Raw genomic sequence first — 22,693 nt, forward strand, 5'->3', positions numbered from 1 at the left:
GACGGGCGGGATCCGCTCCTCAGCGCTCCACGCGGAGACGGGCGCGTTCGGCGATGATCCGCTCGATGACGACCGCGACGCCATCCTCGTTGTTGGTGACCGTCCGGCCGGAGGCAGCGGCCAGGGCAGCAGGGTGAGCGTTGCCCATCGCGTACGAAGTGCCCGCCCAGCTCAGCATCTCCACGTCGTTCGGCATGTCTCCGAAGGCGACGACCTCGGCGGCGGAGATGCCGCGCTCGGCACAGCACAGCTCCAGCGTGCTGGCCTTGGAGACACCGGGTCCGCTGACCTCCAGGAGCGCCGTGGGGCTGGACCGGGTGAAGGACGCCCGGTCGCCGGCGACGCCACGCGCCAGGGCGAGGAACGCGTCCGGGGCCATTTCGCCGTGGTGGGCCAGGACCTTCAGTACCGGGGCGCCGGCACCCGGCGTCTCCTCGTGGAGCAGCTTCTCGGCCATGGCCACCGTCGCGCCCGGGTCGAGGTGGAAGGGCGGGTAGGACGGTTCGTAGTGGATACCGGTGGCCAGCTCGACGGCGAACGAAGTACCGGGGGCGGCCGAGCGCAGCATGTGTACGACATCGAGGGCGATCGGCCGCTCCAGCCCCCGCACCTTCAGCAGTCTTCCGCCATCGTGCAGGTCGGCGACCGCGGCTCCGTTGGCGCAGATCGCCAGGCCGTGGCCGTGCACGTGATCGCTGACGACGTCCATCCAGCGGGCGGGACGTCCGGTGACGAAGAAGACCTCGATCCCGGCCTCCTCGGCAGCGGCGAGCGCCGCGACCGTGCGGTCCGAGACGGTCTTGTCGTCGCGCAGGAGGGTGCCGTCCAGGTCGGTGGCGATCAGCCTGGGAGCGGCGGGAACGGGCTGTTCGGTAGCTGAGGTCACCGGTCCATTCTCGCGTACGAGGGTGCACGGGCGTGCGCAGGGGCGCACATTTGAGTGCGCACGCCCGTGAGCAGGAGAAAATTCCTCTGGCATATGTCGGAGGATTCCCCGGCAATTCTCTGCGGATCCCACATGCCGGTGCCCCCGGTGCCGTCCTGCAAGGAGGCCTGCGGGAAGGGGTGCGACCGGGCGGCCCACCGTGAGCTCTGGGCCTTGAGCACCCCCTGCGCCTCAGCACCGTCATCCTGCCCGTCCACTGCCGGCTTGAGGGCGGCCGGGCGCAGTGGCAGCGCGCCGGGGAACTGGGGCTGCGCGCCGCGTACACCTGCGACCACCTGGCCCGGCGGGCTTTCCATGACGCTTCCATGACCGGCCGCCGAGGTTCGGCGCCGCAGCCGCGAGGTGGCGCAGGCTGCCGCCGTCAGGGTGGGGACGCTCAGCGCAGCTGGGCGAGGGACTCGGTCGCGATGCGCTCGAAGACGGCCGGATCCGCGGCGAAGTCGGAGTTCGCGATCGGCCAGTGGACCACGATCTCGGTGAACCCGAGGTCGCGGTGACGGCCGGCGAAGTCGACGAACGCGTCCACCGACTCCAGCGGGCGGCCCCGGTCCGGGGTGAAGCCGGTCAGCAGGATCTTGTCCAGCTCGGCCACGTCCCGGCCGAGCTCCGCGCACGCCGTGCCAAGCCTGGCGACCTGACCGCGCAGGGCCTCCACCGACTGTGCCGGCGTCCCCTCCTCGTACAGCTTCGGGTCACCGGTCGTCACCCATGCCTGCCCGTACCGCGCGGCCAGCTTCAGCCCGCGGGGGCCGGTCGCCGCCACCGCGAACGGCAGCCGGGGCCGCTGTACGCAGCCGGGGATGTTCCGGGCCTCGTCCGCCGAGTAGAAGTTCCCCTTGTGCGTGACGGAGTCCTCAGTGAGCAACCGGTCGAGCAACGGCACGAACTCGCCGAGCCGATCCGCCCGCTCCTTCGGTGTCCACGGCTCCTGCCCCAGGGCTGTCGCGTCGAAGCCGTTGCCGCCTGCCCCGATGCCGAGTGTGATCCGGCCGTCGGAGATGTCGTCGAGCGAGATCAGCTCCTTGGCAAGGGTCACAGGGTGCCTGAAATTAGGTGACGTGACGAGGGTGCCCAGGCGCAGCCGGTCAGTGGCCGTGGCAGCGGCGGTAAGCGTGGGCAGGGCGCCGAACCACGGGCCGTCGCGGAAGGTCCGCCAGGAGAGGTGGTCATAGGTGTAGGCGGCGTGGAAGCCGAGCTCCTCGGCTTTCTGCCACTTGGCACGGCCTCCCGCGTGCCAGCGGTCGACAGGAAGGATCACCGTGCTCAGGCGCAGACTCATGCTCAGGAGCCTACGTCGATCTCCGTCCTCATCTCTGCCCATGTGTCGGTGGCGAAGACAGAGCATCTCTGCCCATGTGTCGGTGGCGAAGGCAGAGCGGAGTCGCTCGATGCCGAGCCGGCCTCTGCCGCGGCTGCTGTGGAGACGCCGCCCGGCCTTCGACCTGAGCGTGCCGCTCGGGGACGCCGTCTCTGGCCGGTGGCGTCATGACCAGTGACGGACGCGACCGCACGCAGCTGGTCGAGGAGCTGCCTGTCTTTGCCATGAGGCGATGTGCGCGGCGCCGGTGCAGCACCTGCTGGTTCAGGCTGCGGAGTGGCCGCCGTGGTTTTGCTCTCCGTGGGCGGTGCAGAGCTGTGTGTGAAGCCCTGTGAGCCCTTGGGTGAGGGCGCGGCGTTCCGTGGGCGGCATGTTGTCGATGGCTTGGTGGAGCATGGTGTCGCGTTGTTCGCGGATGCGTTGCAGGTGCCTTTTGCCTGTGGGCGTGAGTCGCAGGGTGACTTCGCGGCCGCTGTCGGGGCTGGGGATACGTTCGAGGAAGCCGGTGGCTTGCAGGCGGTCGCACATGCGGGTCACGGTCGGAGCCGCGGAGGCGAGGCGTTCGCAGACGGTGCGCATCCGTATGCCGTCCTCGCGGTCGACGACGTACATCAGACGCAGCTGGGAGGTGGAGCTGGGCGCTGTCATGCCCGCGGTGGAGTTTCTGGCGTTGTCCCACATCACGTCGAGGAGTTCGGTGATGAAGCTCGCGGAGTGGGTCGCCTCACACGAGATTCCGCTGGGGGCTGCGTCTGGTGCGGTCATGATTGCCCGTCGGTGTGTGCTTCTGCCCGGTGAAACGGCCGGGCAGTGGCTCAGGTGGTTCCGTCCGGTCCGGTGGGGCGAGCCGCCACACCGCTCTCTCCTCGGCATCCGAGGATCTCACCGCGGGGTGAGGGGCGGTGCCGTGAGGTGGTCAAGGGTACCGGTGAGACGCAGGAGCCGGTCCAGCTTCGCGGGGCGGTCGTCCAGGTGCAGCCGCACCCCTGCGGCGGCGGTGCGGCGGCCGATCATCAGCAGGGCGGACAGGCCCATGGAATCGACGGTGCCGAGGGCCGCGCAGAGCAGATGCAGGTCGGTCATCGCGGGCCGGGCCGAGAGCTGGTCGGTGACCTCGCGCAGCAGGAGGCCGGCGCTGTCGTGGTCGAGGTCGCCGTGGGCCTCTATACGGACGCTGTCCTGGGCGTCGACCGTGGTCAGCCGCAGGTGGGGGTGTGTGGTCATGCGATGTTCCCGGCGGCGGTGAAGGGGGCGGTGGTGAGGGTGTGTGTTCCGGCTCGGAGAATGCGGACGGCCCGGGGGAAATCCTTGAGCTCACGGTCCAGAAGGTCCAGGGCCGGTGGCAGGCTGCGGGCGGGTACGCCCCGAGCCACGAGGATTTGCGCGGTCCAGGCGATGAACCGGGTGAAGAGATCCTCGTCGTCGAGGTAGAGCGCGGTGGCGAGGAAGTCCACGATGTGCGCGAGATCCTGCGCCGTGCGCTCACGCTGGAGTTCGCTGTAGGCGCGCATCGCGGGAAAGGCATCTTCCAGCCCGGTGAGAACGCTGCGCACGAGAGTGGCGCTGTTGCGGGCGACCATGGTGTATTCCTGGTCGCCCAGATGCGGCAAGTCATCGAACCGCTGATGATCGCTCGCAGGCCGCGGCAGGCGCTCTTGGGCGAGATGGCCGGCGGCCGTACGGGCGTCGGGGGCCCAGGCGTCGGCGCCCAGCAGCTTTGCGTAGCGGCCCTCGGGCCCGAAGGCGGCGCCGCCGACCAGGACGGGGACGCCGACGGCCTGGCAGGCGGTGATCGCGGCGTGCGCGGTGGGCAGCCGAGTGGCGATCGAGCTGGAGAGCGCGACCACGTCCGCCCTGGTGCTGTGGAGATGCCCGATGAGGTGCGGGGTCGGAACCTGGGCGCCGAGGTAGTCGACCTGCCAGCCACGCAGCTTCAGGACTTCGGCCAGCAGGCGGGCCGGCAGCCCGTGCCATTCGCCGTCCACACAGGCCACTGTGATCCGGCCCCGGGTGACCGCGGTGCGGGCGGCGGAGTGCGTGCTCACCGCGGTCACGGCCCGTTCGTTGATGGCGGTCGCCGCGTGCTCCTGGGCGACACTGATCCGGTTGGCTGCCCATTCCTCACCGACCCTGCCCTGCACCTGGGCGATCACATCCAGCAGGACGCTCTCCGGATCGGTCCCCTCGTCGAGCAGACGCAGTACGAGTTCGGTGGCCGCGTACTCGTCCGCAGCGGAGACGGCCTTCCACAGCAGCTCCGCGGTCTGCTCCGTGTCTCCGGTGCGCGGGAGGCGCGGCGGGGTGCTGGTGCTCATGCCGTGAACCTGCCCCTGGTGTGCCCGTTCACCGCGCTGAGATGGTGGGTGCGGGGGGCGGAGATCACGACGACGGCCATGTCGTCATGAGGGCGGTTGCCGAGCCATTGCGCGGCCAGCATCTGAATGTGCTCCACGATCCCCTCGGCCGGCATGCCCGCGCAGTCGGAGAGGGCACGCTTGAGGCGCTCTTCTCCGAACAGGGCGTCGCCCATGGGGCCGCCCTTGGCCTCGGTGATGCCGTCCGTGTACAGAACGCAGGACTCCCCGGGTGCCAGGGACGCCGATGCGGTGTGGGAGGAGATGTTCGGGATGGCTCCGATCAGAGTGCCGTGGGTGTCGGCTTCCTCGACGGTGCCGTCCGCGCGGATGATCAGCGGGCTGGGGTGGCCACCGCTGGTGAGTTTGAGGTCCACCACGTTGCCGCGCCGCACGGCGGAGGCCAGGACCAGGGTCGCGAATCGGGTGTGATGAGAGCTGAGCAGCGCGGTGTTCAGCAGACCGAGCATCCGCTGGTGATCATCGGCCATGGGCAGCAGTGCGTGCAGTGTGTTGCGGATCTTGCCCGTCAGCACGGCGGCCTCCAGGCCCTTGCCGCACACGTCCCCGAGCGAGACCAGCGATGCCTCGCCCTCGACGGCCGCAGGGTGCACGTCGTAGAAGTCACCGCCGATACGTTCGTGGTCCGCGGAAGGCCGGTACCGGCCTGCGAAGTCCACTCCGGAGATGTGGTGCAGGACCGGTGGCAGAAGTTCACGCATCAGTACGTCGGTGATCGTGCTCTGCTCCGCGTAGAGGCGTGCGGCCGACATCGCCGCCCCGGCACGGGCGGCGAAGAGCCGCGCGAAGACTTCCTCCTCGTCCCTGAACGCGGCGTTCTCCGTCCTGCGCAGCAGAATGAGCGCTCCAGCCGGAACACCGTGCCCGGGCAGCGGGGTGATCACTATCGAGCCGACAGGCCCGAACCCCTCAGGCACCATCCACGCGGGCGCCGTCGCCGGGTCGATCCACCGCGAGGGCACCGGCGGGAATCCGCGCAGCGCCTCTCCCAGCCCCGGCACGTCGTCAGGGTCCACCGTCAAGGTGGACAGGACAGGTGCGCCGCCACGCAGGCAGGTCACCACTGGCAGCCGCTGGCCTCGGGCCGGCGCGATCGCCAGCGCAGCATCCGCGAGGCTCTCGGCGGCCATCTGCGCGGTCACGTCCATGCAGCGCGCCAGATTGAGGGAGGAGAGCAGAACGTTGGACGCCTTCGCGAGGAACGCGGTGCGCCCCCGCTCCATGCACAGGGCCTCACGGACGAGCTGGTGATCGGTGTCATCCACCAGCCACCAGGCGACCGAGCCGTCTTTCCGTATGGTCGGGTGCGCCTCGAAACAGCGCCCTCCGATCACACCACGCAGCGGCCCCTCGGTGTCCGGGACGGCATGCGGGCCCGGAAGGGACAGCGCGGTGTGCGCGGCACAGAGCCAGTCCGGAGCGACGTCCGTCAGTGGTGTCCCCGGGGCCGCGGCGGGCAGAAGAAGACCTGCCGCGTCATTGCACCGCACCACAGCACCATGGACGTCAGCGACCAGAACCGGATAGGGAGCGCGGCCCCAAGGAAGGTCCGGCATCCCCGTATCTGCGACGGGTTGCACTTGAGTGGCTACCACATATCGAGGATCCGCTGAGCGAATCCCTCACCCCATCAACTAGACGATTGCCTGAAGGCAACAATCTCTCACAGGCTGCTGCCTGACAACCGACATCCCCGCCCCGCGCGGCCTTCTCGGGGAGAAGGTTGCAGGTTCTTCACCTGAGGCCCACATAACGGGTGTGTGAAGGGCTGAAGGGCTGGGGTCTTGCGTTTGGATCAGGCCGGATCAGGGAGTGGGGTCCGGTGCGTGCAGCCGCAAGGCGGAGGAGGGAGTCACTGCGGAGCATGGGCGACCGACGACAACGCCGCAGATGTGCGTGCCGGACCCCGCGAGCCCGGCATGATCCGAACGAGAGGCCCTGGTGCCGCGGCGGGGCAGACGTTGCCTGCCACGGCACTAGCGGTCGCGGCTCGGACTGCGTCCGTGCCAGTCCAAGCACATGACGAGGGAGTCGTCGGCCGCCGGGCCGGAGCCGCGGTGCCCGAGCAGTTCCTGCAACATCACTCTGGGCACCTGCGGAGCGGGCAGCAGCCGGGTGCTGTTGATGGATGCGGCCAGCGCGCGGAGGCTGTACTTCTCACCGCCCGGTGACAGGGCGTCATAGACGCCGTCGCTGATGAAGAGCAGCCGGTCTCCGGGTTCGACCCGGAAGTGCTGCGGGACGTAGGCGGTGTCCTCGAACATGCCCAGAGGCATCTGCGCCTCCAGCTCGATCGGCTCGACGACCCCCTTGCGTACCCGCCATACCCGTGGCGACCCGGCATCGATGATCTCCACGTTCCCGGTCGGGAGGTGGAAGCGGAAGAGCAGGGTCGACAGGTACTGGCTGCCCCTGTGCTGCCCGTACACGGCCTGATCGGCCAGATACGCCTGATCGCTCAGGCTCAGGCCGGCGCGGCGGGCATTGCGCAGTGCGTTGACCGCGAGGTTCGTCAACAGCGCGGCGTCGATACCCTCCCCCATGCCGTTGCTGACGGTCACGTAGAGGTCATCGGCCGAGGCTGACCAGTCGAAGCAGTCCCCGAAGATGGCGTAGGCGGGCTCCAGCTGAGCCCCCAGGCTGTACTCCGGCCGGGCGCACGAGCGCCCGGGCAGCAGCTGCCACTGCATCTCGGCAGCCAGGGTCAGCCGCTCCGCCCGGCGTGCCTGGAGGAAGAGGTCGGTGTCGCGCTCCGCGACGACCACCTCGTGCGCCAGGGCATCGGCGCACTCCTGGAGATCCTCCAGCACGGCTGCGTCCAGTTCCTCGCCCCGGACCACAGGGAGAGTGACGCCGAGGATGCCGAGCCGGTCGCCCCGGACGCTGAGGGGCAGGTACACCGTCACCGTGGGCGCCGAGGGGTCGTACACGCAGTGCGGTTCCTGGGAGCCGAACGCACGACCCGGAGCGCTGTCGTGCACCGACACGGGGGAGCGGGTGTGCGGCAGCACCCCGACGGGCTGCAGCCTCGTCATGGCGTAGTCGACCAACAACAGATCCACCGCGTGGGCATGGTGGCGGCGCTCGATCACGGAGCGCATCACGTCGAAGATCTCATGGGGCGCGGCCTCGCGCAGGGAGCGCTCGACCGCGCTGGGTCTGTCCACCGGTACCGGACCTGCCTTCTTCGCGTATCTCCATCAAAGCGACTGTCGCCGTAGACCAGCCGGAACGGGCATCAAAGCCCACTCGGGAGTGTCACACGCCCCGCGTTCCGTCCCCTTCACCGGCCCGACTCCTCGCGCGTGCCCGAAGCCCGAAGGCGGTCAGCTCCTGGAGATCCTCGAAATTGCCCGGGAGCGCAGAGTGTCCGGGTGGGTGGGGCTGAGGCGCAGGAATCCGTGCCGGGAGGAAGCGGGACCCCCGGCCTGTCCCGCAACGCTTTCCTGTCTCAGGGGCGCGAAGGCTCGGTTCGCGGCCACGGTGTCGGGGGACCGGCGGTACCTGTGGTGCAGCCGTCAGGTTGCCGGGTCACTCCGTTGATGGTGTTCGGCGTTGATGCGCTGGGCTTCTTCGAGCTGGTCCTCGAGGATGACGATGCGGCAGGCGGCTTCGATGGGGGTGCCCTGGTCGACGAGTTCCCGGGCGCGGGCGGCGATGCGCAGCTGGTAGCGGGAGTAGCGGCGGTGGCCGCCATCGGAGCGCAGGGGTGTGATGAGGCGCGCTTCGCCGATGGCCCGGAGGAAGCCCTGGGTGGTGCCGAGCATCGCGGCGGCCCGGCCCATGGTGTAGGCGGGGTAGTCGTCGTCATCGAGACGGCCGAACGAGTCGTTTGCTGTCATTGCACCTCTCTGTGGAACACGCTGGAGGGGCCCTGGTGCCATTGGCACCAGGGCCCCGAAGGAACTGCTACACCATCGGCCGGCCGTGATCGGCTTTGTCGGCCCTCTGTTTCCGCATACCCGCCCCGGGAGAGGTCGGGGGCTGCGGGGATCGCGGTTGCTTGACCGGAGACCACCTCACTATCGATGTCCTGCGGTACCCGGGACCAGCACTTGCGCCCGGGCGATCCTGATGGCGACCAACTCCTCCGTTCTTCCCTCTTGGTCAACTGCTTGCGTATTGCTGGTGATGCGTCCTGCTCCGTGACCTGTGGCAGCGTCACTCTTCGGCAGCCAGCCCCGTTGCCCGTCCTGCGTCTGCTCCGGCTTGGAACCCCACTGCCGAACCTACCGGTACGCGCGTCCGCAGCCGACGCCTTTACCGAGGGACCACTCACTACGCTGCTGGTCCTGCGAACTGCTTTCGCGGGTATCGTCGCCGCGTTCTTGCCGCAGCCCCGCTCACGGCGGCCCCTGAAACCGCGGGCCACCCGGTCCGGCCGTCAGTCCCGTCGCCATCCTGCAACCGCTCTGGCTCCGGAACTCCACCACCGCACCGTTTTGCGTACAGCAACTGCTTGTACTACTGCCCGCCAGTTCGTCTCTGCCGGGCCCTGTTGATCTCGGCTACGAGAGAAACCATAACCACACCCCACCCCAATGTCTACTGTGGCCGATGGAGATTTCCGATGGCTCTACGCGTAGATAATCGAGCGTTGCGGGTTAAGCGGGGCGGGGCGGGGCACAAGGGGCAGCCAGGCAGTACCGGGCAGCGACGAGCCGAGGAGAGCCAGGGTGAACCTGATGAATACGATGCGCGTCAACGCCACCACCATCCGCCCCGCAGCAACCGTCGCCGACGCGCGCGGGAGGGCCCGGAGCTTCCTCGGAGCCTTGCAGGAGCCGAGCGTCGCCCCCGATGCGGTCGACACCGTGATCCTTGTCGTCTCCGAGCTCGTGACCAACGCACTGCGGCACGGCGGCGGCACCTACACCCTTCACCTGACCGCCCACCCCGACCTCATCGAGGTGGCCGTCGACGACCCCAGCCCACGGGCCCCGCGCATGCGCACCCCCGACCTGACCGGCGCCACCGGCGGCTTCGGCTGGCACATGGTCACCCACCTCGCCCGGACCACGGCAGTCATCCACCGGCCGTCCGGCGGCAAAACCGTCAGCGCCTTCCTCTCCCGATAGCACTACGACGCCCGTTGCTGGAGCGAGGCTCTGCGGTGGTGGATGGCCGGCGGCTTCACACCGGAGTGCAACCCGGATCTCGTCGGGGCCGGGTCGGGCCGTTCGCTTTCGTGGGCGCGTTCGTGGACTTCGCGGGCAGGTACGCGAAGCTCGGCTTCACCGAGATCGTGATCCACGCACCGGTGCCCGGCGGCAGCCCCGAACTCCCCGCTGCGGTGGCGGACGAGAAGCTCTTCGAGCGGAACGTGACGCAGGGGCTGGACCAGCTCGCGGGCCGGCGAGCGGTACCGGGCAGCGCCCGAACGGGCGCGGCCATCCAGTCGGCCAGTCGGTCAGTCGTCCAGTGGTCCAGTCGGCCTGTCGGCCAGTCGTCCTGTCTGTGGACGCGGGCGCTCCGTCAGCCGGGCAGGCGCAGGAACCGCGGGGGTACGGCGGCGGTGAGCCAGACCCCGTTGGCGCTGACGTAGAAGACGTGTCCGGCCCGGTGCATGGCACCCGCGTCCACGGACAGGACGACAGGCCGGCCGCGTCGGGCTCCGACGCGGGTCGCCGTCTCGCGGTCGGGCGAGAGATGGACGTGCGTGCGATTCATCGGACTCAGCCCCTCGCCGCGGATCGCGTCCAGGGACCGGGCGACGGTGCCGTGGTAGAGGTACGCCGGCGGCTCGGCCGGGGGCAGGTCCAGGTCCACCTCGACGGTGTGGCCCTGGCTCGCCCGGATGCGGTCGCCCTCGATGGCGAAGCGCTGCTTGTCGTTGGACGCGACGACATGGTCGAGTTCTGCGCGGGTGAGCGGGAAGTGGTGGCGGGCAACGGCCCGTAGCAGCTCGTCGATCGCCACCCAGCCGTTGGCGTCCAGCGTGAGACCGATCCGTTCGGGCTGATGCCGGAGGTGTTTCGAGAGGTACTTGGACACCTTGACGGTGCGTCTGTCATCCATCCGGACAGCCTGCCCGCGTGGTCCTCTCCGGCGCATCCGGATTTGGCTCCCGATTTCACGCAGCAATTTTCGCCCACAGGTTTGATCCACAGCCAACTCCGGTTATCCACAGGTAATTTGACGATTCTGTGGACAAGTGGCCTGCGATTTAACCCTTTTGATCAACTATGTTTGTATTGACCGCAAGTGGGGCTAGTGCGTCCAATGTCCTTGTATGTACCTCTCGTTCCGTGGCTGCGGCAATGAAGGCTGCGGCATTCTCCCGCCCAACCAGACGCTCCACAGCGGTGATCGTCCCGACCGGCAGCGTGACCGGCACCGGCGGCGGGGTGACGGACCCGGAGGTGAAGGGGCCAGCGGCGGAGAGGTGGTGCTCCAGATGTCTCGTGGCGAACGTCCGCATGGCCCGTGCGAGTTCGGCGTCCACCGTCTGCTGTGCCAGCGGACGGAGGCGCCGCACCATCGAAGCCGCCTCGGCCGCATCCGCATCGGTCGGGGGCCGGTGGCCGAGATACCGGGCGAAGACATGCTCCGTCGTGAACTCCAGGAAGCGGGAGGCTATCTGCTCGACCTGCCCGCGAAGCTCCCGCAGATGCCCGGATATTGCGCTCAGCGGCACACCGGCGGCGTACAACTCCACTGCCACCGCCAGCTCTTGCGGGCTCGGTACCAGGAACTCGTCGTCACGCCCCGGAATGCGTTCGAGTACTCCCAGCTCCACGGCTTCGGCGATCGCCTCGTCGTCGGGGTGCCCGCCGAACCTCACGTCCAGGTCCGCGCGGGTGATGCGGTCGGCCCGCTCGTCCGTCCACGGTCCGTGCACCTCGGCGACGAGTCCCAGCACGCCACCCAGGCCGCGCCCGGTGTCCCATGCCTCCAGCAACTCCTTGATGCTGGCCAGGGTGTAGCCCCGGTCCAGCAGGTCCGCGATCTGCCGGAGACGGGCGAGATGGGCGTCCCGGTACACGTTCGCCCGGCCGCGCCGCTCCGGGGTCGGCAGCAGCCCCCGGTCCTGATAGGCGCGGATGGTGCGCACCGTGGCGCCACTGGCGTGCGCGAGGTCCTCGATCCGGTACTCGGCGACTGTCCGGCCGGCCGCCTGCGGCCCGGCGGCGCTCACAGCGGAGGCTTCAGCCGGGCGGCCGCGCGCAGCGCTCCCGGGCTGAGCCGGGACAGGAACCGGGCACCATGGGACTCGGGCGTCACCGGGACGACGGCCTGGTTGCGGACGACCGCCCTGAGGATCGCGTCGGCGACCTTCTCCGGCGGGTAGTTGCGCATCCCGTACAGCTTGCTCGTCCGCTTCCGCAGCCGCTGCTCCTCGGCCGCGTCCGTACCGGCGAAGCGCGTCGTGGCGGTGATGTTCGTGTTCACGATCCCGGGGCAGATGGCGCTGACCCCGATCGACTTCTCCGCGAGCTCGGCACGCAGGCATTCGCTGAGCATCAGCACTGCTGCCTTCGACGTGCTGTACGCGGGCAGCGCACGGGACGGCTGATACGCCGCGGCCGAAGCCGTGTTGACGATATGGCCGCCCTGCCCGCGGTCGGCCATCTGCTTGCCGAAGAGCCGGCAGCCATGGATGACGCCCCAGAGGTTCACGTCAAGGACGCGTCGCCACTCCTCGGTGCTCGTCTCCAGGAACGAACCGGAGATCCCGATACCGGCGTTGTTGACCAGCACGTCGACGATGCCGTACTCGGCGGCGACCTTCTCGGCGAGCTTCTCCATGGCCTGTTCGTCGCTGACGTCGACGGTTTCGGCCCAGGCGGCCGGGGCGCCGATCAGCCGGGCCAGTTCCGCGGTCCGGCTCGCCCCCTCCGCGTCCCGGTCCACGACCACCACGCGTGCCCCGGCCTCGGCGAACGCGAAGGCCGTGGCCCGCCCGATCCCGCCGGCCGCACCCGTCACCAGGACCAGCTGTCCGCCGAACCGGTCCGCGTACGCACCCTGCGGCGCGGTGTCCCGCACAGGAACACCGTCCCGCAGGGCCGTTTCGTTGACGGCCGCGAACTCGCCGATCCAGGAGGCCAGCTGGTCCGGGCGGGTCCGCGGTACCCAGTGCTTGGCCGGCAGTGAGCGCCGCGTCAACTGCGGTACCCATGCGTCGAGTCCGTCGTAGAGCTGTTCCGAGAGGAATATGTCGCCGGTCGGGGTGATCAGCTGGACCGGTACGTGCGCGAACGCGTCGGCGCGCGGCCGACGCAGCCGGGAACGGACGTTGTCCCGGTAGAGCCAGGCCCCGTGGGCCGCGTCATCGGGCAGGGACGGCGTCGGGTAGTCGCCCGGAGGCACCTTCTCCAGCCGCTCCAGGATGCGCGGCCACCGTTTGCCGAGCGGTCCGCGCCAGGCGAGCTCAGGCAGCACGGGAGTGTGCAGCATGTACACGTACCAGGACTTGGCGCCCTGCCCCAGCAGCTGACCGACCCGGCGCGGGGTGGGACGGGTCATCCGCTGCTTGATCCAGTGCCCGAAGTGGTCCAGCGACGGGCCGGACATCGAGGTGAAGGAGGCGATCCGCCCTTCGGTGCGGCTGACCGTGGCGAACTCCCAGGCCTGCACCGAACCCCAGTCGTGCCCGACCACGTGCACCGGCCGGTCCGGGCTCACGGCGTCGGCGACGGCCAGGAAGTCGTCGGTCAGCTTCTCCAGCGTGAACCCGCCGCGCAGCGGCACCGGAGCTGTCGATCTGCCGTGACCACGGACGTCGTACAGCACGACATGCCACTGCTCGGCGAGCTGCCGGGCGACCTGCGTCCAGACCTCCTTGCTGTCCGGATAGCCGTGCACCAGCACGATCGTGGGCCGGGCCGCGTCACCCAGCTCGATGACACACAGCTCGATACCGCCCGTGGCCACCCGGCGCTCGCGCGCCCCCGGCAGATCTCGCAGACTCACGCCGCCACCCTCTCCTCGGCCCAGCGCCGCACATGCGGCAGATCGTCGTCCAGCCAGAAGGCACTCTGCTCGGGATCCCGTGAGTCGGTGACGACCAGGATCTCTTCGAACTTCGCACCGGTACCCCGGAATCCGAGGTGCGGCTCGACCGCCCACAGGCCCGGTTGCGGGGGATGGTCGGAGAAGCGGTACGGACTCCAGAGCGGCGACCAGCCGTCCCGGTGACCGTGCACCGCGTCGCTCAGCAGCCCCTTGAGCGACTGCGTTCCGAACCCGAACACATGGGGCGACCAGCGCCGTTCGGCGACCCGGTCGACCTTGTGGGCGATGACCCCGAACGGGTAGGCGCGGTGCCGGTTGGCGTACCCCTGCCTGATCATGAGGCGTTCGACGTCCTCGTAGATCTCGCGCAGCGGACGCCGCTCCCGCACCTCGCTCAGGATCAGCGCGCGGTGCGCCTCCAGATCGGCCAGCAGCCGGTCGTGGAGAGGGTGGAGACCGAGGCAGCCGGAGTACCCGATGTCTGCCGTGAACCCCTTGTACACCGGGGCCATGTCGAGGATGAACGGCATCCCCGGCTCCAGCCGCCGGTCGGTCGGGAAGAACTGCAGCGGCACCTTGAACCCGGCGAACGCCGTACGGTCCCCGAACCAGGCGAAGGGGAGATGGAACCAGTCGCGCACCCCGCGCTCACGCAGCCACTCGCGCTGCATCCGGGCCGCCTCGCGCTCCGTCACCCCCGGTTTCAGGCGGGCTGCGACCGCCTCCGCGCAGGCGTACGCGAGACGTTGCACTTCTCTGAACCCCTGGAGCTCAGGGGCCCGTTCGTCCTTGACGCGCGAGACCATGCCACCGTCCGTTCCCTGCCGTGTGCGGTACGTGCCCGTAACGTGACACTGATGAATGTGACAATGTCCGGCGGCTACGTCAAGGGGTGCGCCTGGCCTGTGGACAACTCCACAGCCGGTCGCTCCGGACAGGACGCGGCCGGTCGCTCCGGACACGACGCAGCTGGTTGCTCTGGATACGACGCAGCCGGTTGCTCCGGACACGACCGCGGCCGGTCGCTCCGGACACAACGCCGTCGACCGGTCCGGACGCCGCACGACCGGCCGGCCGGACACCACACAACTCGCCGCCCCGGACGCGTCGCCGTGTGGCGGTCCCGGGCCCTGTGACGGGCTGTCCTCCTTCGAGGGGTCCCCCTACGGGTCCGTACATCTGGAGTCTGACGGGAATCCAGCCGTCAGGTCTGACGACCGGTGTGGCCCGCGCCACTAACGTCGATGACGTGACTGTCATTGCGACCGAAGGCCTGAGCAAGCGGTTCCCACGGGTGACCGCGCTTGACCGGCTCTCGTTGGACATCGGCCCCGGTGTGACCGGGCTGGTGGGCGCCAACGGAGCCGGCAAGTCCACGTTGATCAAGATCCTGCTGGGTCTGTCCCCCGCGACCGAGGGCCGGGCCGCAGTGCTCGGGCTCGACGTCTCGACCAGCGGCGCCGCCATCCGGGAACGGGTCGGCTACATGCCCGAACACGACTGTCTGCCGCCCGACATCTCGGCCACCGAGTTCGTCGTGCACATGGCGCGGATGTCCGGACTCCCGCCGACCGCGGCCCGTGAACGCACCGCGGACACGCTGCGGCACGTCGGCCTGTACGAGGAGCGCTACCGGCCCATCGGCGGCTACTCGACCGGCATGAAGCAGCGGGTGAAACTGGCCCAGGCGCTGGTCCACGACCCGCAGCTGGTCCTCCTCGACGAGCCGACCAACGGACTGGACCCGGTGGGCCGCGACGAGATGCTCGGCCTGATCCGGCGGATCCACACCGACTTCGGCATCTCGGTCCTCGTCACCTCGCACCTCCTGGGCGAACTGGAGCGCACCTGCGACCACGTCGTCGTCATCGACGGCGGAGCACTGCTGCGCTCCAGCTCCACCAGCGACTTCACCCAGACCACCACGACACTCGCGGTCGAGGTCACCGACAGCGACACCCACCCCGACGGGACCGACGCGCTGCGGAAGGTCCTCACCGGTGCGGGGGTCAAGCTGGTGGGGCTCAACGGGCTCGACGCCGAGGGGCTGCCCGGAGCAGGCCACATCCTGCTGGTCGAGGCGGCCGGCGAGGAGACGTACGACCTCGTCCGCGACAGCGTCGCCGGTCTCGGCCTCGGCCTCGTCCGGATGGAACAGCGCCGCCACCACATCTCCGAGGTCTTCCGTACCGAAGAGGCACCGGCGGCACACCTTGAGGCGCGGACCGCGCCCGTATCCGCCGGGGCCGTACTGCAGAAGGGGAGCGGTCGCGATGAGCACTGAGACCGGCGCCGCGACCGGGAGCGAGACCTCCCGGATCCACAACATCGGCTACCGCGCCTACGACGGCCCGCGCCTGGGCCGCGCCTACGCCCGCCGCTCGCTCTACTCGCAGTCTCTGCGCGGTTCCTTCGGACTCGGCCGATCGACCAAGTCCAAGGTGCTGCCCATGCTGCTGCTGGGCGTGATGTGCCTGGTCGCGGCAGTCATCGTGGCACTCGCCATCGCCACTCCCAACACCACGCAGCTGCCGATCAAGTACACCTCGTTCGCGATCTATCTGCAGGCGGTCATCGGTCTGTTCATCGCCGCGCAGGCACCGCAGTCGGTCTCCAGGGACCTCCGGTTCAAGAGCATTCCGCTCTACTTCTCCCGGCCGATCGAGCGAGGCGACTACGTCCTCGCGAAGTTCGCCGCCATGGTCTCCGCGCTCTTCGTCATCACCGCGGCGCCGCTCGTCATCCTGTACGTGGGCGCACTGCTGGGGAAGTTCGACTTCGCCGACCAGACCAAGTGGTTCGCTCAGGGGATGGTGTCGGTGGCGCTGCTGTCCGTGCTCTTCGCAGGTCTCGGCCTCGTGATGGCCGCACTCACCCCGCGGCGCGGCTTCGGTGTCGCAGCGGTGATCGCCGTGCTGACGATCACGTACGGAGCGGTCAGCACGATCCAGGGCATCGCCTGGACCACGGGGTCCACCGGCGCCGTGCCCTGGCTCGGACTCTTCTCCCCGATCACGCTCGTCGACGGTGTGCAGACCGCGTTCCTCGGCGCGGACTCCGCCTTCCCCGGAGGGGAAGGCCCGGGGGCCGGAGCCGGTGTGGTCTACCTGATCGTTGTTCTCGCGCTCGTCGCCGGCTCGTACGCCGTACTGATGCGCCGCTACCGGAGGGTCGGGCTGTGACCACCATCGAGATCGACCACACCTCCCGCTGGTTCGGCAACGTGGTCGCCGTCAACGACGTGAGCATGACCGTGGGACCAGGGGTCACCGGTCTGCTGGGGCCCAATGGCGCCGGCAAGTCCACGCTCATCAACATGATGGCCGGATTCCTCGCACCGTCGACGGGCACGGTCACGCTCGACGGCTCGCCGATCTGGCGCAACGAGGCCGTCTACCGGCAGATCGGCATCGTGCCGGAGCGGGAGGGGATGTACGACTTCCTGACCGGCCGTGAGTTCGTCGTGGCCAACGCCGAACTGCAGGGTCTCGGCGACGCCGAGGCGGCTGCCGCGCTGGCCACGGTCCAGATGGAGTACGCGCAGGACCGCAAGATCTCCACGTACAGCAAGGGCATGCGCCAGCGCGTGAAGATGGCGTCCGCGCTGGTCCACGATCCGTCCGTGCTGCTGCTCGACGAGCCGTTCAACGGAATGGACCCGCGTCAGCGGATGCAGCTGATGGAACTGCTGCGACGGATGGGGGCCGAGGGCCGCACGGTTCTCTTCTCCTCCCACATCCTCGAAGAGGTCGAGCAGCTCGCTTCGCACATCGAGGTGATCGTGGCGGGACGGCACGCCGCGTCCGGCGACTTCCGCAGGATCCGGCGGCTGATGACGGACCGGCCGCACCGTTATCTCGTACGGTCCAGCGACGACCGCGCCCTCGCGGCCGCGCTCATCGCCGACCCGTCGACGGCCGGCATCGAGGTCGACCTCGGCGAGAACGCGCTGCGCATCCAGGCCGTCGACTTCGCACGCTTCACCACGCTGCTGCCCAAGGTGGCGCGTGATCAGGGCATTCGGCTGCTGACCGTTTCGCCGTCCGACGAGTCCCTCGAATCGGTCTTTTCCTATCTCGTAGCGGCCTGAGTAGTGGCCTGAAAGGAGCTGTGACGTCATGTACGACCCCACAGTCGCCCGGCTCACCTACCGGGCCCTGCTCGGCCGGCGCCGGGCCGCCATCCTCTTCGTCCTGCCGGCGCTCCTGATCGTCATCGCGGTGGCGGTGCGCATGTTCGCCGGGGCGGACGACCAGGTGGCCTCGGACGTGCTGGGCGGATTCGCCATCGCCACCATGGTGCCGCTGATCGGTGTGATCGCCGGTACGGGAGCCATCGGACCCGAGATCGACGACGGCTCGATCGTCTATCTGCTGGCCAAGCCGGTGAAGCGGCCGAGGATCATCTTCACCAAGCTGGTCGTGGCGATCGCGGTGACCATGGTGTTCTCGGCGGTGCCGACCCTGATCGCCGGTCTGATCCTCAACGGGAACGGCCAGCAGATCGCGGTGGCGTACACGATCGCCGCACTGGTCGCCTCGATCGCCTACAGCGCGCTGTTCCTGCTGCTGGGCACGGTCAGCCGGCATGCGGTGGTCCTCGGTCTCGTCTACGCGCTCGTGTGGGAGGCCCTCTTCGGCAGCCTCGTACCCGGTGCGCGCACGCTCAGCGTGCAGCAGTGGTCCCTGGCTCTGGCGGAGAAGGTGGGCGGGGGCGGCGCGATCACCTCCGACGTCGGTCTGCCGGTCGCGACGGTGCTGCTGGTGGCGGTCACCGTGGTGGCGACCTGGTACGCCGGTCAGAAGCTGCGGACGCTGAAGCTCGCCGGCGAGGAGTAAGCGTGTGAGCGCGTGAGTACGGACGGCTCGTGACGTGCGACAACCCCCGTCCCATGGACGGGGGTTGTCGCATGTCAGACAGTCCTACGCGTAACTGTACGGTTATCGGTTCGTTGTTCCTGGTGCGTGGAGGCAACTGGAGTCTGTGGCGTCGTGGCTTTCGTGAAATCGGGATAGCCGGCGCGGCGGGGAATCACCCGTCGGTCGGTCATTGAGTGAGTGGCAATCGTGAGCGTCCTCCGCCCCTGAAGCCCGGGGAGAGGGCTGTCCCCCGTCGCATCCCGATCGGAAGGCATGCTCATGCCCACGGAAGTCGCCCTACTCGAATCACGCGCCTTGCGCATCGAACAAATGGGGCGCGTCGACGTCCTCGACAAGGTGAAGAGTCTTGTCATGCTCCCGGACGGAGTTCACGTCCGCACCGAGGACGTGGCCCGGTACTTCGAAGTATCCACAGGTGTGGTCAGGAGGCTGACCGACCGCCATCAGGACGAGCTCGCACAGAACGGTTTGCGTGTGCTCCGGGGCTCCGACCTGCGAACCTTCCATAGCGACATGCTGTCGCTATGGGGTGGTGAAGGGGCGGAAAGTTATCCACAGGCAGCGACTCAACTCCGCCTCTACACCCGCAGGACCGTTCTCAACGTCGCCATGCTTCTTCGCGACAGCGACATCGCGCGATGCGTCCGTACGTATCTCCTCGACGCCGAGCAGGACCTGCGCGCCGGGTACACCTCGCTCGAACACCGCGTCACCCGGGTCGAAAGCTGCCTGGCCGGCGTCGGCACCGCCCTGCAGGAACTCGGCCCGGTGCTCGGCCGGATGTCGCACCGGCTGGACAGCCTCGACCGGAGGCTGGAGGTCACGCATCAGGTGGTCGGCGCCATGAGCGTGCGACTGGGCGAGGTGACCGAGGACATCGGCCGGCTCGACGGTCGCATGGACGAGCTCGCGCGCAATCTCAAGGACCTGTGCCGCCGTAACAGGAGCCGCTGAGAGGGCTGGAGGGCCGGTGGCACCCTTAATTGGGTGGCACCGGTCCACGGTGGGACGGCACAGTAGGTGAGACGGCAACCGCCGGGAACGGCAACCGCCGGGAACGGCAACCGCCGGGAACGGCACTGAAGACCGGGAGAGGAGCGCGGCGATGACCGAGAGTCCGAGTCCGTCGAGCTCCCAGCAGGGCGTGCCCGAGCGGGCGCAGGAGTAGTCAGCGACTGCTCCGCCGCGCCGCTCCGAGCAGAACGCCCGGGCGGCCGTTGCTGCGCATCGCGCGCGGCCGTCCTCCCGGAGGATTGGCCGAGTGGTAAGGCAGCGGCTTGCTAAGCCGTCGTCGGGGCTCTGACCCCGCGCGCGTTCGATCCGCGCATCCTCCGCCTCGCAGAAGACCCAGCCTTGAGGTCCAGCCGTGACGTCCAGCCATGACGCCTGGACCCGATCTCCTGCCTCGACGTCTGGACCCGATGTCCAGCCCTGGCGTCTGGGACCGGTGTCCAGCTCTGAGGCCCAGCCCCGACGCCTAGAGCAACTGCTCCAGCACCACGGCGATGCCGTCGTTCTCGTTCGACGCGGTGATCTCCTGGGCCACGGCCTTCAGGTCCTCGTGCGCGTTGGCCATGGCCACACCGTGCCGTGCCCAGGCGAACATCGGGATGTCGTTCGGCATGTCACCGAAGGCGATCGTGTCCGCCGCCTTCACGGCCAGCCGACGCGCGGCCAGCGAGAGGCCGGTGGCCTTGCTGAGCCCCAGCGGCAGGATCTCCACCACGCCCGGACCCGCCATGACCACGTCCACCAGGTTGCCGACCGCGGCCCGCGCGGCCTTCGCCAGCGCGTCGTCGTCCAGCTCCGGATGCTGTATGTAGACCTTGTTCAGCGGGGCGGACCACATCTCGGCCGGGTCCTCGACCAGGACGGTCGGCAGCGGGCCTTCCTGTACGCGGTACCCGGGGCCGACGAGCACTTCGCCGTCGAGCCCGTCGCGGCTGGCGGCCAGCGCGAGCGGACCGACCTCGGCCTCGACCTTGGAGAGCGCGAGGCCGGCGAGCTGGCGGTCCAGCGTCAGCGACGTCAGCAGCTTGTGCTGGCCGGCGTGGTAGACCTGCGCGCCCTGGCCGCAGACCGCGAGGCCCTCGTAGCCCAGGTCGTCCAGGATATGCCGGGTCCACGGGACGGCGCGGCCTGTGACGATGATGTGCGCCGCACCGGCCGCGGTGACCGCGGCCAGTGCCTCGCGCGTGCGCCCGGAGACCGTGTCGTCGTCACGCAGCAGCGTGCCGTCGAGGTCGGTCGCGACGAGCTTGTAGGGAAAGGTCACTTGGCGACCGGCTCCAGCAGCTCGCGCCCGCCCAGGTACGGACGGAGGACCTCGGGCACCCTTACCGAACCGTCGGGGAGCTGGTGGTTCTCCAGGATCGCCACGATCGTCCGCGGTACGGCGCAGAGCGTGCCGTTCAGCGTGGCCAGCGGCTTCAGGACCTTCTTGCCGTCGCGGTTGTCCCGCATCCGGACGGACAGCCGACGTGCCTGGAAGCTGTCGCAGTTGGACGCGGAGGTCAGCTCGCGGTACTTGCCCTGGGTCGGGATCCACGCCTCGCAGTCGAATTTCCTGGAGGCGGAGGAGCCCAGGTCGCCGGTGGCGACGTCGATCACCTGGAAGGGCAGCCCGAGCGCGGTGAGCCACTGCTTCTCCCAGTCCAGGAGGCGCTGGTGCTCGGCTTCGGCGTCCGCCGGGTCGACGTACGAGAACATCTCGACCTTGTCGAACTGGTGGACCCGGAAGATGCCGCGGGTGTCCTTGCCGTACGTACCCGCCTCACGGCGGAAGCACGGCGAGAAGCCCGCGTACCGCAGGGGCAGCTTGTCCGCGTCGATGATCTCGTCCATGTGGTACGCGGCGAGCGGTACCTCGGAGGTGCCGACCAGATAGAAGTCGTCCTTCTCCAGGTGGTACACGTTCTCCGCGGCCTGGCCGAGGAAGCCGGTGCCCTCCATGGCGCGCGGACGGACCAGCGCCGGGGTGAGCATCGGGATGAAGCCGGCCTCGGTGGCCTGGGCGATCGCCGCGTTGACGAGAGCGAGTTCCAGGAGCGCGCCGACGCCCGTCAGGTAGTAGAAACGCGACCCGGACACCTTGGCGCCGCGCTCCATGTCGATCGCGCCGAGCGCCTCGCCGAGCTCCAGGTGGTCCTTGGGCTCGAAGCCCTCGGCGCCGAAGTCGCGGATGGTGCCGTGCGTCTCCAGGACGACGAAGTCCTCCTCGCCGCCGACCGGCACGTCCGTGTGGACGATGTTGCCGAGCCGCAGCAGCAGGCTCTTGGTCTCCTCGTCGGCCTCGTCCTGCGCCGCGTCGGCCGCCTTGACGTCGGCCTTGAGCTGCTCGGCCTTCTTCAGGAGTTCGGCGCGCTCCTCCGGGGAGGCCTTGGAAACGAGCTTGCCGAGCGATTTCTGCTCGGAACGGAGCTCGTCGAACCGGACCCCGGACGACCTGCGCCGTTCGTCGGCGGAGAGCAGGGCGTCGACGAGGCCGACGTCCTCTCCACGGGCGCGCTGGGAGGCGCGAACACGGTCGGGGTCCTCACGAAGCAGGCGAAGGTCAATCACCCCTCCAGGCTACCGGTGTCGGCTTCGGTAGTCCGAACCGATATTGCCAAGCGTGTCACTTTGCCCGAATTGCCGGTATTGGTAATGCTGAGGATGGAATCCGCGGGGGCGTGAGGCGGAGGGATCAAGGAAAAGGGCCCTATTCCCCTAAATGGGGCAGAAGGGTTATGCGCCTTGACGTACCAGCCTTGCCTCGACGGGGAGTTGGGCGCCGCTTGTCCACAGGAGTGCATGGTCGGTCAAAGTTATCCACAGGCTGTGAGGAAGCTCTGTGGACGCGGAGGAGATCATTCCGAAAGCCGCATGCCGGCTCGTGGATTCACGGTTCAAACCCACTTCAGACGCTCGTTCGGGTGGGAATTCCTCGCCCTAAAGAGTTGATCATTGGAATTGAGCTGACAACACACGACCCGTCGACCTGTGGACCGGTCTGAGCGACGTGGGCAGATTTGTCGACCATGTCGCATTGCGGTGTCGACTTGTCCCCAGGTCGAGAGGGGTGCCTGTGGATAACTTTTCCGTCTGTGACTATCGGCTGATCGCACCGGTCATACGGGCAGGCGCGACGGCCGAAGGACGGTCGGGGTGAACGAACGACTGTCGGCGTGCCGAAGGGAGGTCGGGGTGGGCGACGGACGGTCGGGGTGGGTGAAGG

General features: G+C 68.9%; 21 protein-coding genes, 1 tRNA gene and 1 pseudogene. 9 read left to right on the plus strand and 14 right to left on the minus strand.

Annotated features, from left to right (window positions below):
• Nucleotides 1-19 precede the first annotated feature (19 nt).
• The gene (locus JGS39_RS02730; protein ID WP_219567047.1) at nt 20-886 is read right to left on the minus strand and encodes an HAD hydrolase family protein; all 867 of its coding nucleotides are present in this window, start codon (nt 884-886) and stop codon (nt 20-22) included.
• Nucleotides 887-1,110: 224 nt separating this feature from the next.
• Here JGS39_RS02730 and JGS39_RS40525 point away from each other — a divergent pair.
• Nucleotides 1,111-1,260, plus strand: a pseudogene (locus JGS39_RS40525) (LLM class flavin-dependent oxidoreductase); the annotation flags it as partial.
• A gap of 62 nt (nt 1,261-1,322) precedes the next feature.
• Here the strand turns inward: JGS39_RS40525 and JGS39_RS02735 are convergent.
• The 7 genes from JGS39_RS02735 to JGS39_RS02765 form a co-directional block, all read right to left on the minus strand.
• Nucleotides 1,323-2,225: an LLM class flavin-dependent oxidoreductase gene (locus JGS39_RS02735; protein WP_219567048.1), complete on the minus strand. Its 903-nt coding sequence runs from the start codon at nt 2,223-2,225 to the stop codon at nt 1,323-1,325.
• A gap of 303 nt (nt 2,226-2,528) precedes the next feature.
• Nucleotides 2,529-3,029, minus strand: a complete 501-nt coding sequence (locus tag JGS39_RS02740) for a MarR family winged helix-turn-helix transcriptional regulator (protein WP_219567049.1) — start codon at nt 3,027-3,029, stop codon at nt 2,529-2,531.
• Between the two features lie 117 nt (nt 3,030-3,146).
• Nucleotides 3,147-3,488: an STAS domain-containing protein gene (locus JGS39_RS02745; RefSeq protein ID WP_219567050.1), complete on the minus strand. Its 342-nt coding sequence runs from the start codon at nt 3,486-3,488 to the stop codon at nt 3,147-3,149.
• On the minus strand, nt 3,485-4,579 hold the full coding sequence (locus JGS39_RS02750) for a cobalamin B12-binding domain-containing protein (protein ID WP_219567051.1): 1,095 nt from the start codon (nt 4,577-4,579) through the stop codon (nt 3,485-3,487). The genes JGS39_RS02745 and JGS39_RS02750 overlap by 4 nt, the downstream gene beginning before the upstream one ends.
• Nucleotides 4,576-6,129, minus strand: coding sequence for a PP2C family protein-serine/threonine phosphatase (locus JGS39_RS02755; protein ID WP_362632975.1), 1,554 nt, complete (start codon nt 6,127-6,129; stop codon nt 4,576-4,578). Before JGS39_RS02755 ends, JGS39_RS02750 begins: the two co-directional genes overlap by 4 nt.
• A 486-nt stretch (nt 6,130-6,615) precedes the next feature.
• Entirely contained in the window at nt 6,616-7,806 is a 1,191-nt protein-coding gene (locus JGS39_RS02760; RefSeq protein WP_219567053.1) for a PP2C family protein-serine/threonine phosphatase, read from the minus strand.
• A 351-nt stretch (nt 7,807-8,157) separates the two neighbouring features.
• Nucleotides 8,158-8,481 (minus strand): helix-turn-helix domain-containing protein, encoded by a 324-nt coding sequence (locus JGS39_RS02765; RefSeq protein WP_219567054.1) that lies wholly within the window; start codon nt 8,479-8,481, stop codon nt 8,158-8,160.
• 843 nt (nt 8,482-9,324) lie between these two features.
• On the opposite strand from JGS39_RS02765, the gene JGS39_RS02770 reads away from it, so the two are divergent.
• Together JGS39_RS02770 and JGS39_RS02775 are read left to right on the plus strand one after the other, a co-directional pair.
• Nucleotides 9,325-9,717 (plus strand): ATP-binding protein, encoded by a 393-nt coding sequence (locus JGS39_RS02770; RefSeq protein ID WP_219567066.1) that lies wholly within the window; start codon nt 9,325-9,327, stop codon nt 9,715-9,717.
• 110 nt (nt 9,718-9,827) lie between these two features.
• Nucleotides 9,828-10,184 (plus strand): hypothetical protein, encoded by a 357-nt coding sequence (locus tag JGS39_RS02775; protein WP_219567068.1) that lies wholly within the window; start codon nt 9,828-9,830, stop codon nt 10,182-10,184.
• Here JGS39_RS02775 and JGS39_RS02780 read toward each other — a convergent pair.
• The 4 genes from JGS39_RS02780 to JGS39_RS02795 form a co-directional block, all read right to left on the minus strand.
• Nucleotides 10,115-10,657, minus strand: coding sequence for an RNA 2'-phosphotransferase (locus JGS39_RS02780; protein ID WP_219567055.1), 543 nt, complete (start codon nt 10,655-10,657; stop codon nt 10,115-10,117). The two genes, JGS39_RS02775 and JGS39_RS02780, sit on opposite strands and share 70 nt — an antisense overlap.
• Before the next feature lie 148 nt (nt 10,658-10,805).
• The gene (locus JGS39_RS02785) at nt 10,806-11,777 is read right to left on the minus strand and encodes a MerR family transcriptional regulator (protein WP_219567056.1); all 972 of its coding nucleotides are present in this window, start codon (nt 11,775-11,777) and stop codon (nt 10,806-10,808) included.
• Entirely contained in the window at nt 11,774-13,555 is a 1,782-nt protein-coding gene (locus tag JGS39_RS02790) for an SDR family oxidoreductase (RefSeq protein ID WP_219567057.1), read from the minus strand. The genes JGS39_RS02785 and JGS39_RS02790 overlap by 4 nt, the downstream gene beginning before the upstream one ends.
• Nucleotides 13,552-14,403 (minus strand): M24 family metallopeptidase, encoded by an 852-nt coding sequence (locus JGS39_RS02795; protein ID WP_219567058.1) that lies wholly within the window; start codon nt 14,401-14,403, stop codon nt 13,552-13,554. The genes JGS39_RS02790 and JGS39_RS02795 overlap by 4 nt, the downstream gene beginning before the upstream one ends.
• Before the next feature lie 443 nt (nt 14,404-14,846).
• Here JGS39_RS02795 and JGS39_RS02800 point away from each other — a divergent pair, with 443 nt between their 5' ends.
• From JGS39_RS02800 to JGS39_RS02825, 6 genes are all read left to right on the plus strand, one after another.
• Nucleotides 14,847-15,881, plus strand: coding sequence for an ABC transporter ATP-binding protein (locus JGS39_RS02800; RefSeq protein WP_306070868.1), 1,035 nt, complete (start codon nt 14,847-14,849; stop codon nt 15,879-15,881).
• Nucleotides 15,871-16,779, plus strand: a complete 909-nt coding sequence (locus JGS39_RS02805; protein ID WP_219567059.1) for an ABC transporter permease — start codon at nt 15,871-15,873, stop codon at nt 16,777-16,779. The genes JGS39_RS02800 and JGS39_RS02805 overlap by 11 nt, the downstream gene beginning before the upstream one ends.
• Nucleotides 16,776-17,687, plus strand: a complete 912-nt coding sequence (locus JGS39_RS02810) for an ABC transporter ATP-binding protein (protein ID WP_219567060.1) — start codon at nt 16,776-16,778, stop codon at nt 17,685-17,687. Before JGS39_RS02805 ends, JGS39_RS02810 begins: the two co-directional genes overlap by 4 nt.
• Nucleotides 17,688-17,715: 28 nt before the next feature.
• Entirely contained in the window at nt 17,716-18,435 is a 720-nt protein-coding gene (locus JGS39_RS02815; protein WP_219567061.1) for an ABC transporter permease, read from the plus strand.
• Between the two features lie 300 nt (nt 18,436-18,735).
• Nucleotides 18,736-19,431 carry a hypothetical protein gene (locus tag JGS39_RS02820; RefSeq protein ID WP_219567062.1) on the plus strand — a complete coding sequence of 232 codons (696 nt, stop codon included), beginning with the start codon at nt 18,736-18,738 and terminating at the stop codon, nt 19,429-19,431.
• 293 nt (nt 19,432-19,724) lie between these two features.
• A tRNA-Ser gene (locus JGS39_RS02825) sits at nt 19,725-19,811 on the plus strand.
• Nucleotides 19,812-19,954: 143 nt separating this feature from the next.
• Here JGS39_RS02825 and JGS39_RS02830 read toward each other — a convergent pair.
• Entirely contained in the window at nt 19,955-20,752 is a 798-nt protein-coding gene (locus tag JGS39_RS02830) for an HAD family hydrolase (RefSeq protein ID WP_219567063.1), read from the minus strand.
• Entirely contained in the window at nt 20,749-22,038 is a 1,290-nt protein-coding gene (serS, locus tag JGS39_RS02835) for a serine--tRNA ligase (RefSeq protein WP_219567064.1), read from the minus strand. The genes JGS39_RS02830 and serS overlap by 4 nt, the downstream gene beginning before the upstream one ends.
• Nucleotides 22,039-22,693 lie beyond the last annotated feature (655 nt).

The sequence above is a fragment of the Streptomyces poriferorum genome, assembly GCF_019399235.1.
GTDB classification, from domain to species: Bacteria; Actinomycetota; Actinomycetes; order Streptomycetales; family Streptomycetaceae; genus Streptomyces; species Streptomyces poriferorum.

Coding starts and splice junctions, on each gene's coding strand:
- JGS39_RS02735 (WP_219567048.1), bottom strand. CDS start 2,225: ATGAGTCTGCGCCTGAGCACGGTGATCCTTCCTGTCGACCGCTGGCAC.
- JGS39_RS02740 (WP_219567049.1), bottom strand. CDS start 3,029: ATGACCGCACCAGACGCAGCCCCCAGCGGAATCTCGTGTGAGGCGACC.
- JGS39_RS02745 (WP_219567050.1), bottom strand. CDS start 3,488: ATGACCACACACCCCCACCTGCGGCTGACCACGGTCGACGCCCAGGAC.
- JGS39_RS02750 (WP_219567051.1), bottom strand. CDS start 4,579: ATGAGCACCAGCACCCCGCCGCGCCTCCCGCGCACCGGAGACACGGAG.
- JGS39_RS02765 (WP_219567054.1), bottom strand. CDS start 8,481: ATGACAGCAAACGACTCGTTCGGCCGTCTCGATGACGACGACTACCCC.
- JGS39_RS02770 (WP_219567066.1), top strand. CDS start 9,325: ATGAATACGATGCGCGTCAACGCCACCACCATCCGCCCCGCAGCAACC.
- JGS39_RS02780 (WP_219567055.1), bottom strand. CDS start 10,657: ATGGATGACAGACGCACCGTCAAGGTGTCCAAGTACCTCTCGAAACAC.
- JGS39_RS02795 (WP_219567058.1), bottom strand. CDS start 14,403: ATGGTCTCGCGCGTCAAGGACGAACGGGCCCCTGAGCTCCAGGGGTTC.
- JGS39_RS02805 (WP_219567059.1), top strand. CDS start 15,871: ATGAGCACTGAGACCGGCGCCGCGACCGGGAGCGAGACCTCCCGGATC.
- JGS39_RS02815 (WP_219567061.1), top strand. CDS start 17,716: ATGTACGACCCCACAGTCGCCCGGCTCACCTACCGGGCCCTGCTCGGC.
- JGS39_RS02820 (WP_219567062.1), top strand. CDS start 18,736: ATGCCCACGGAAGTCGCCCTACTCGAATCACGCGCCTTGCGCATCGAA.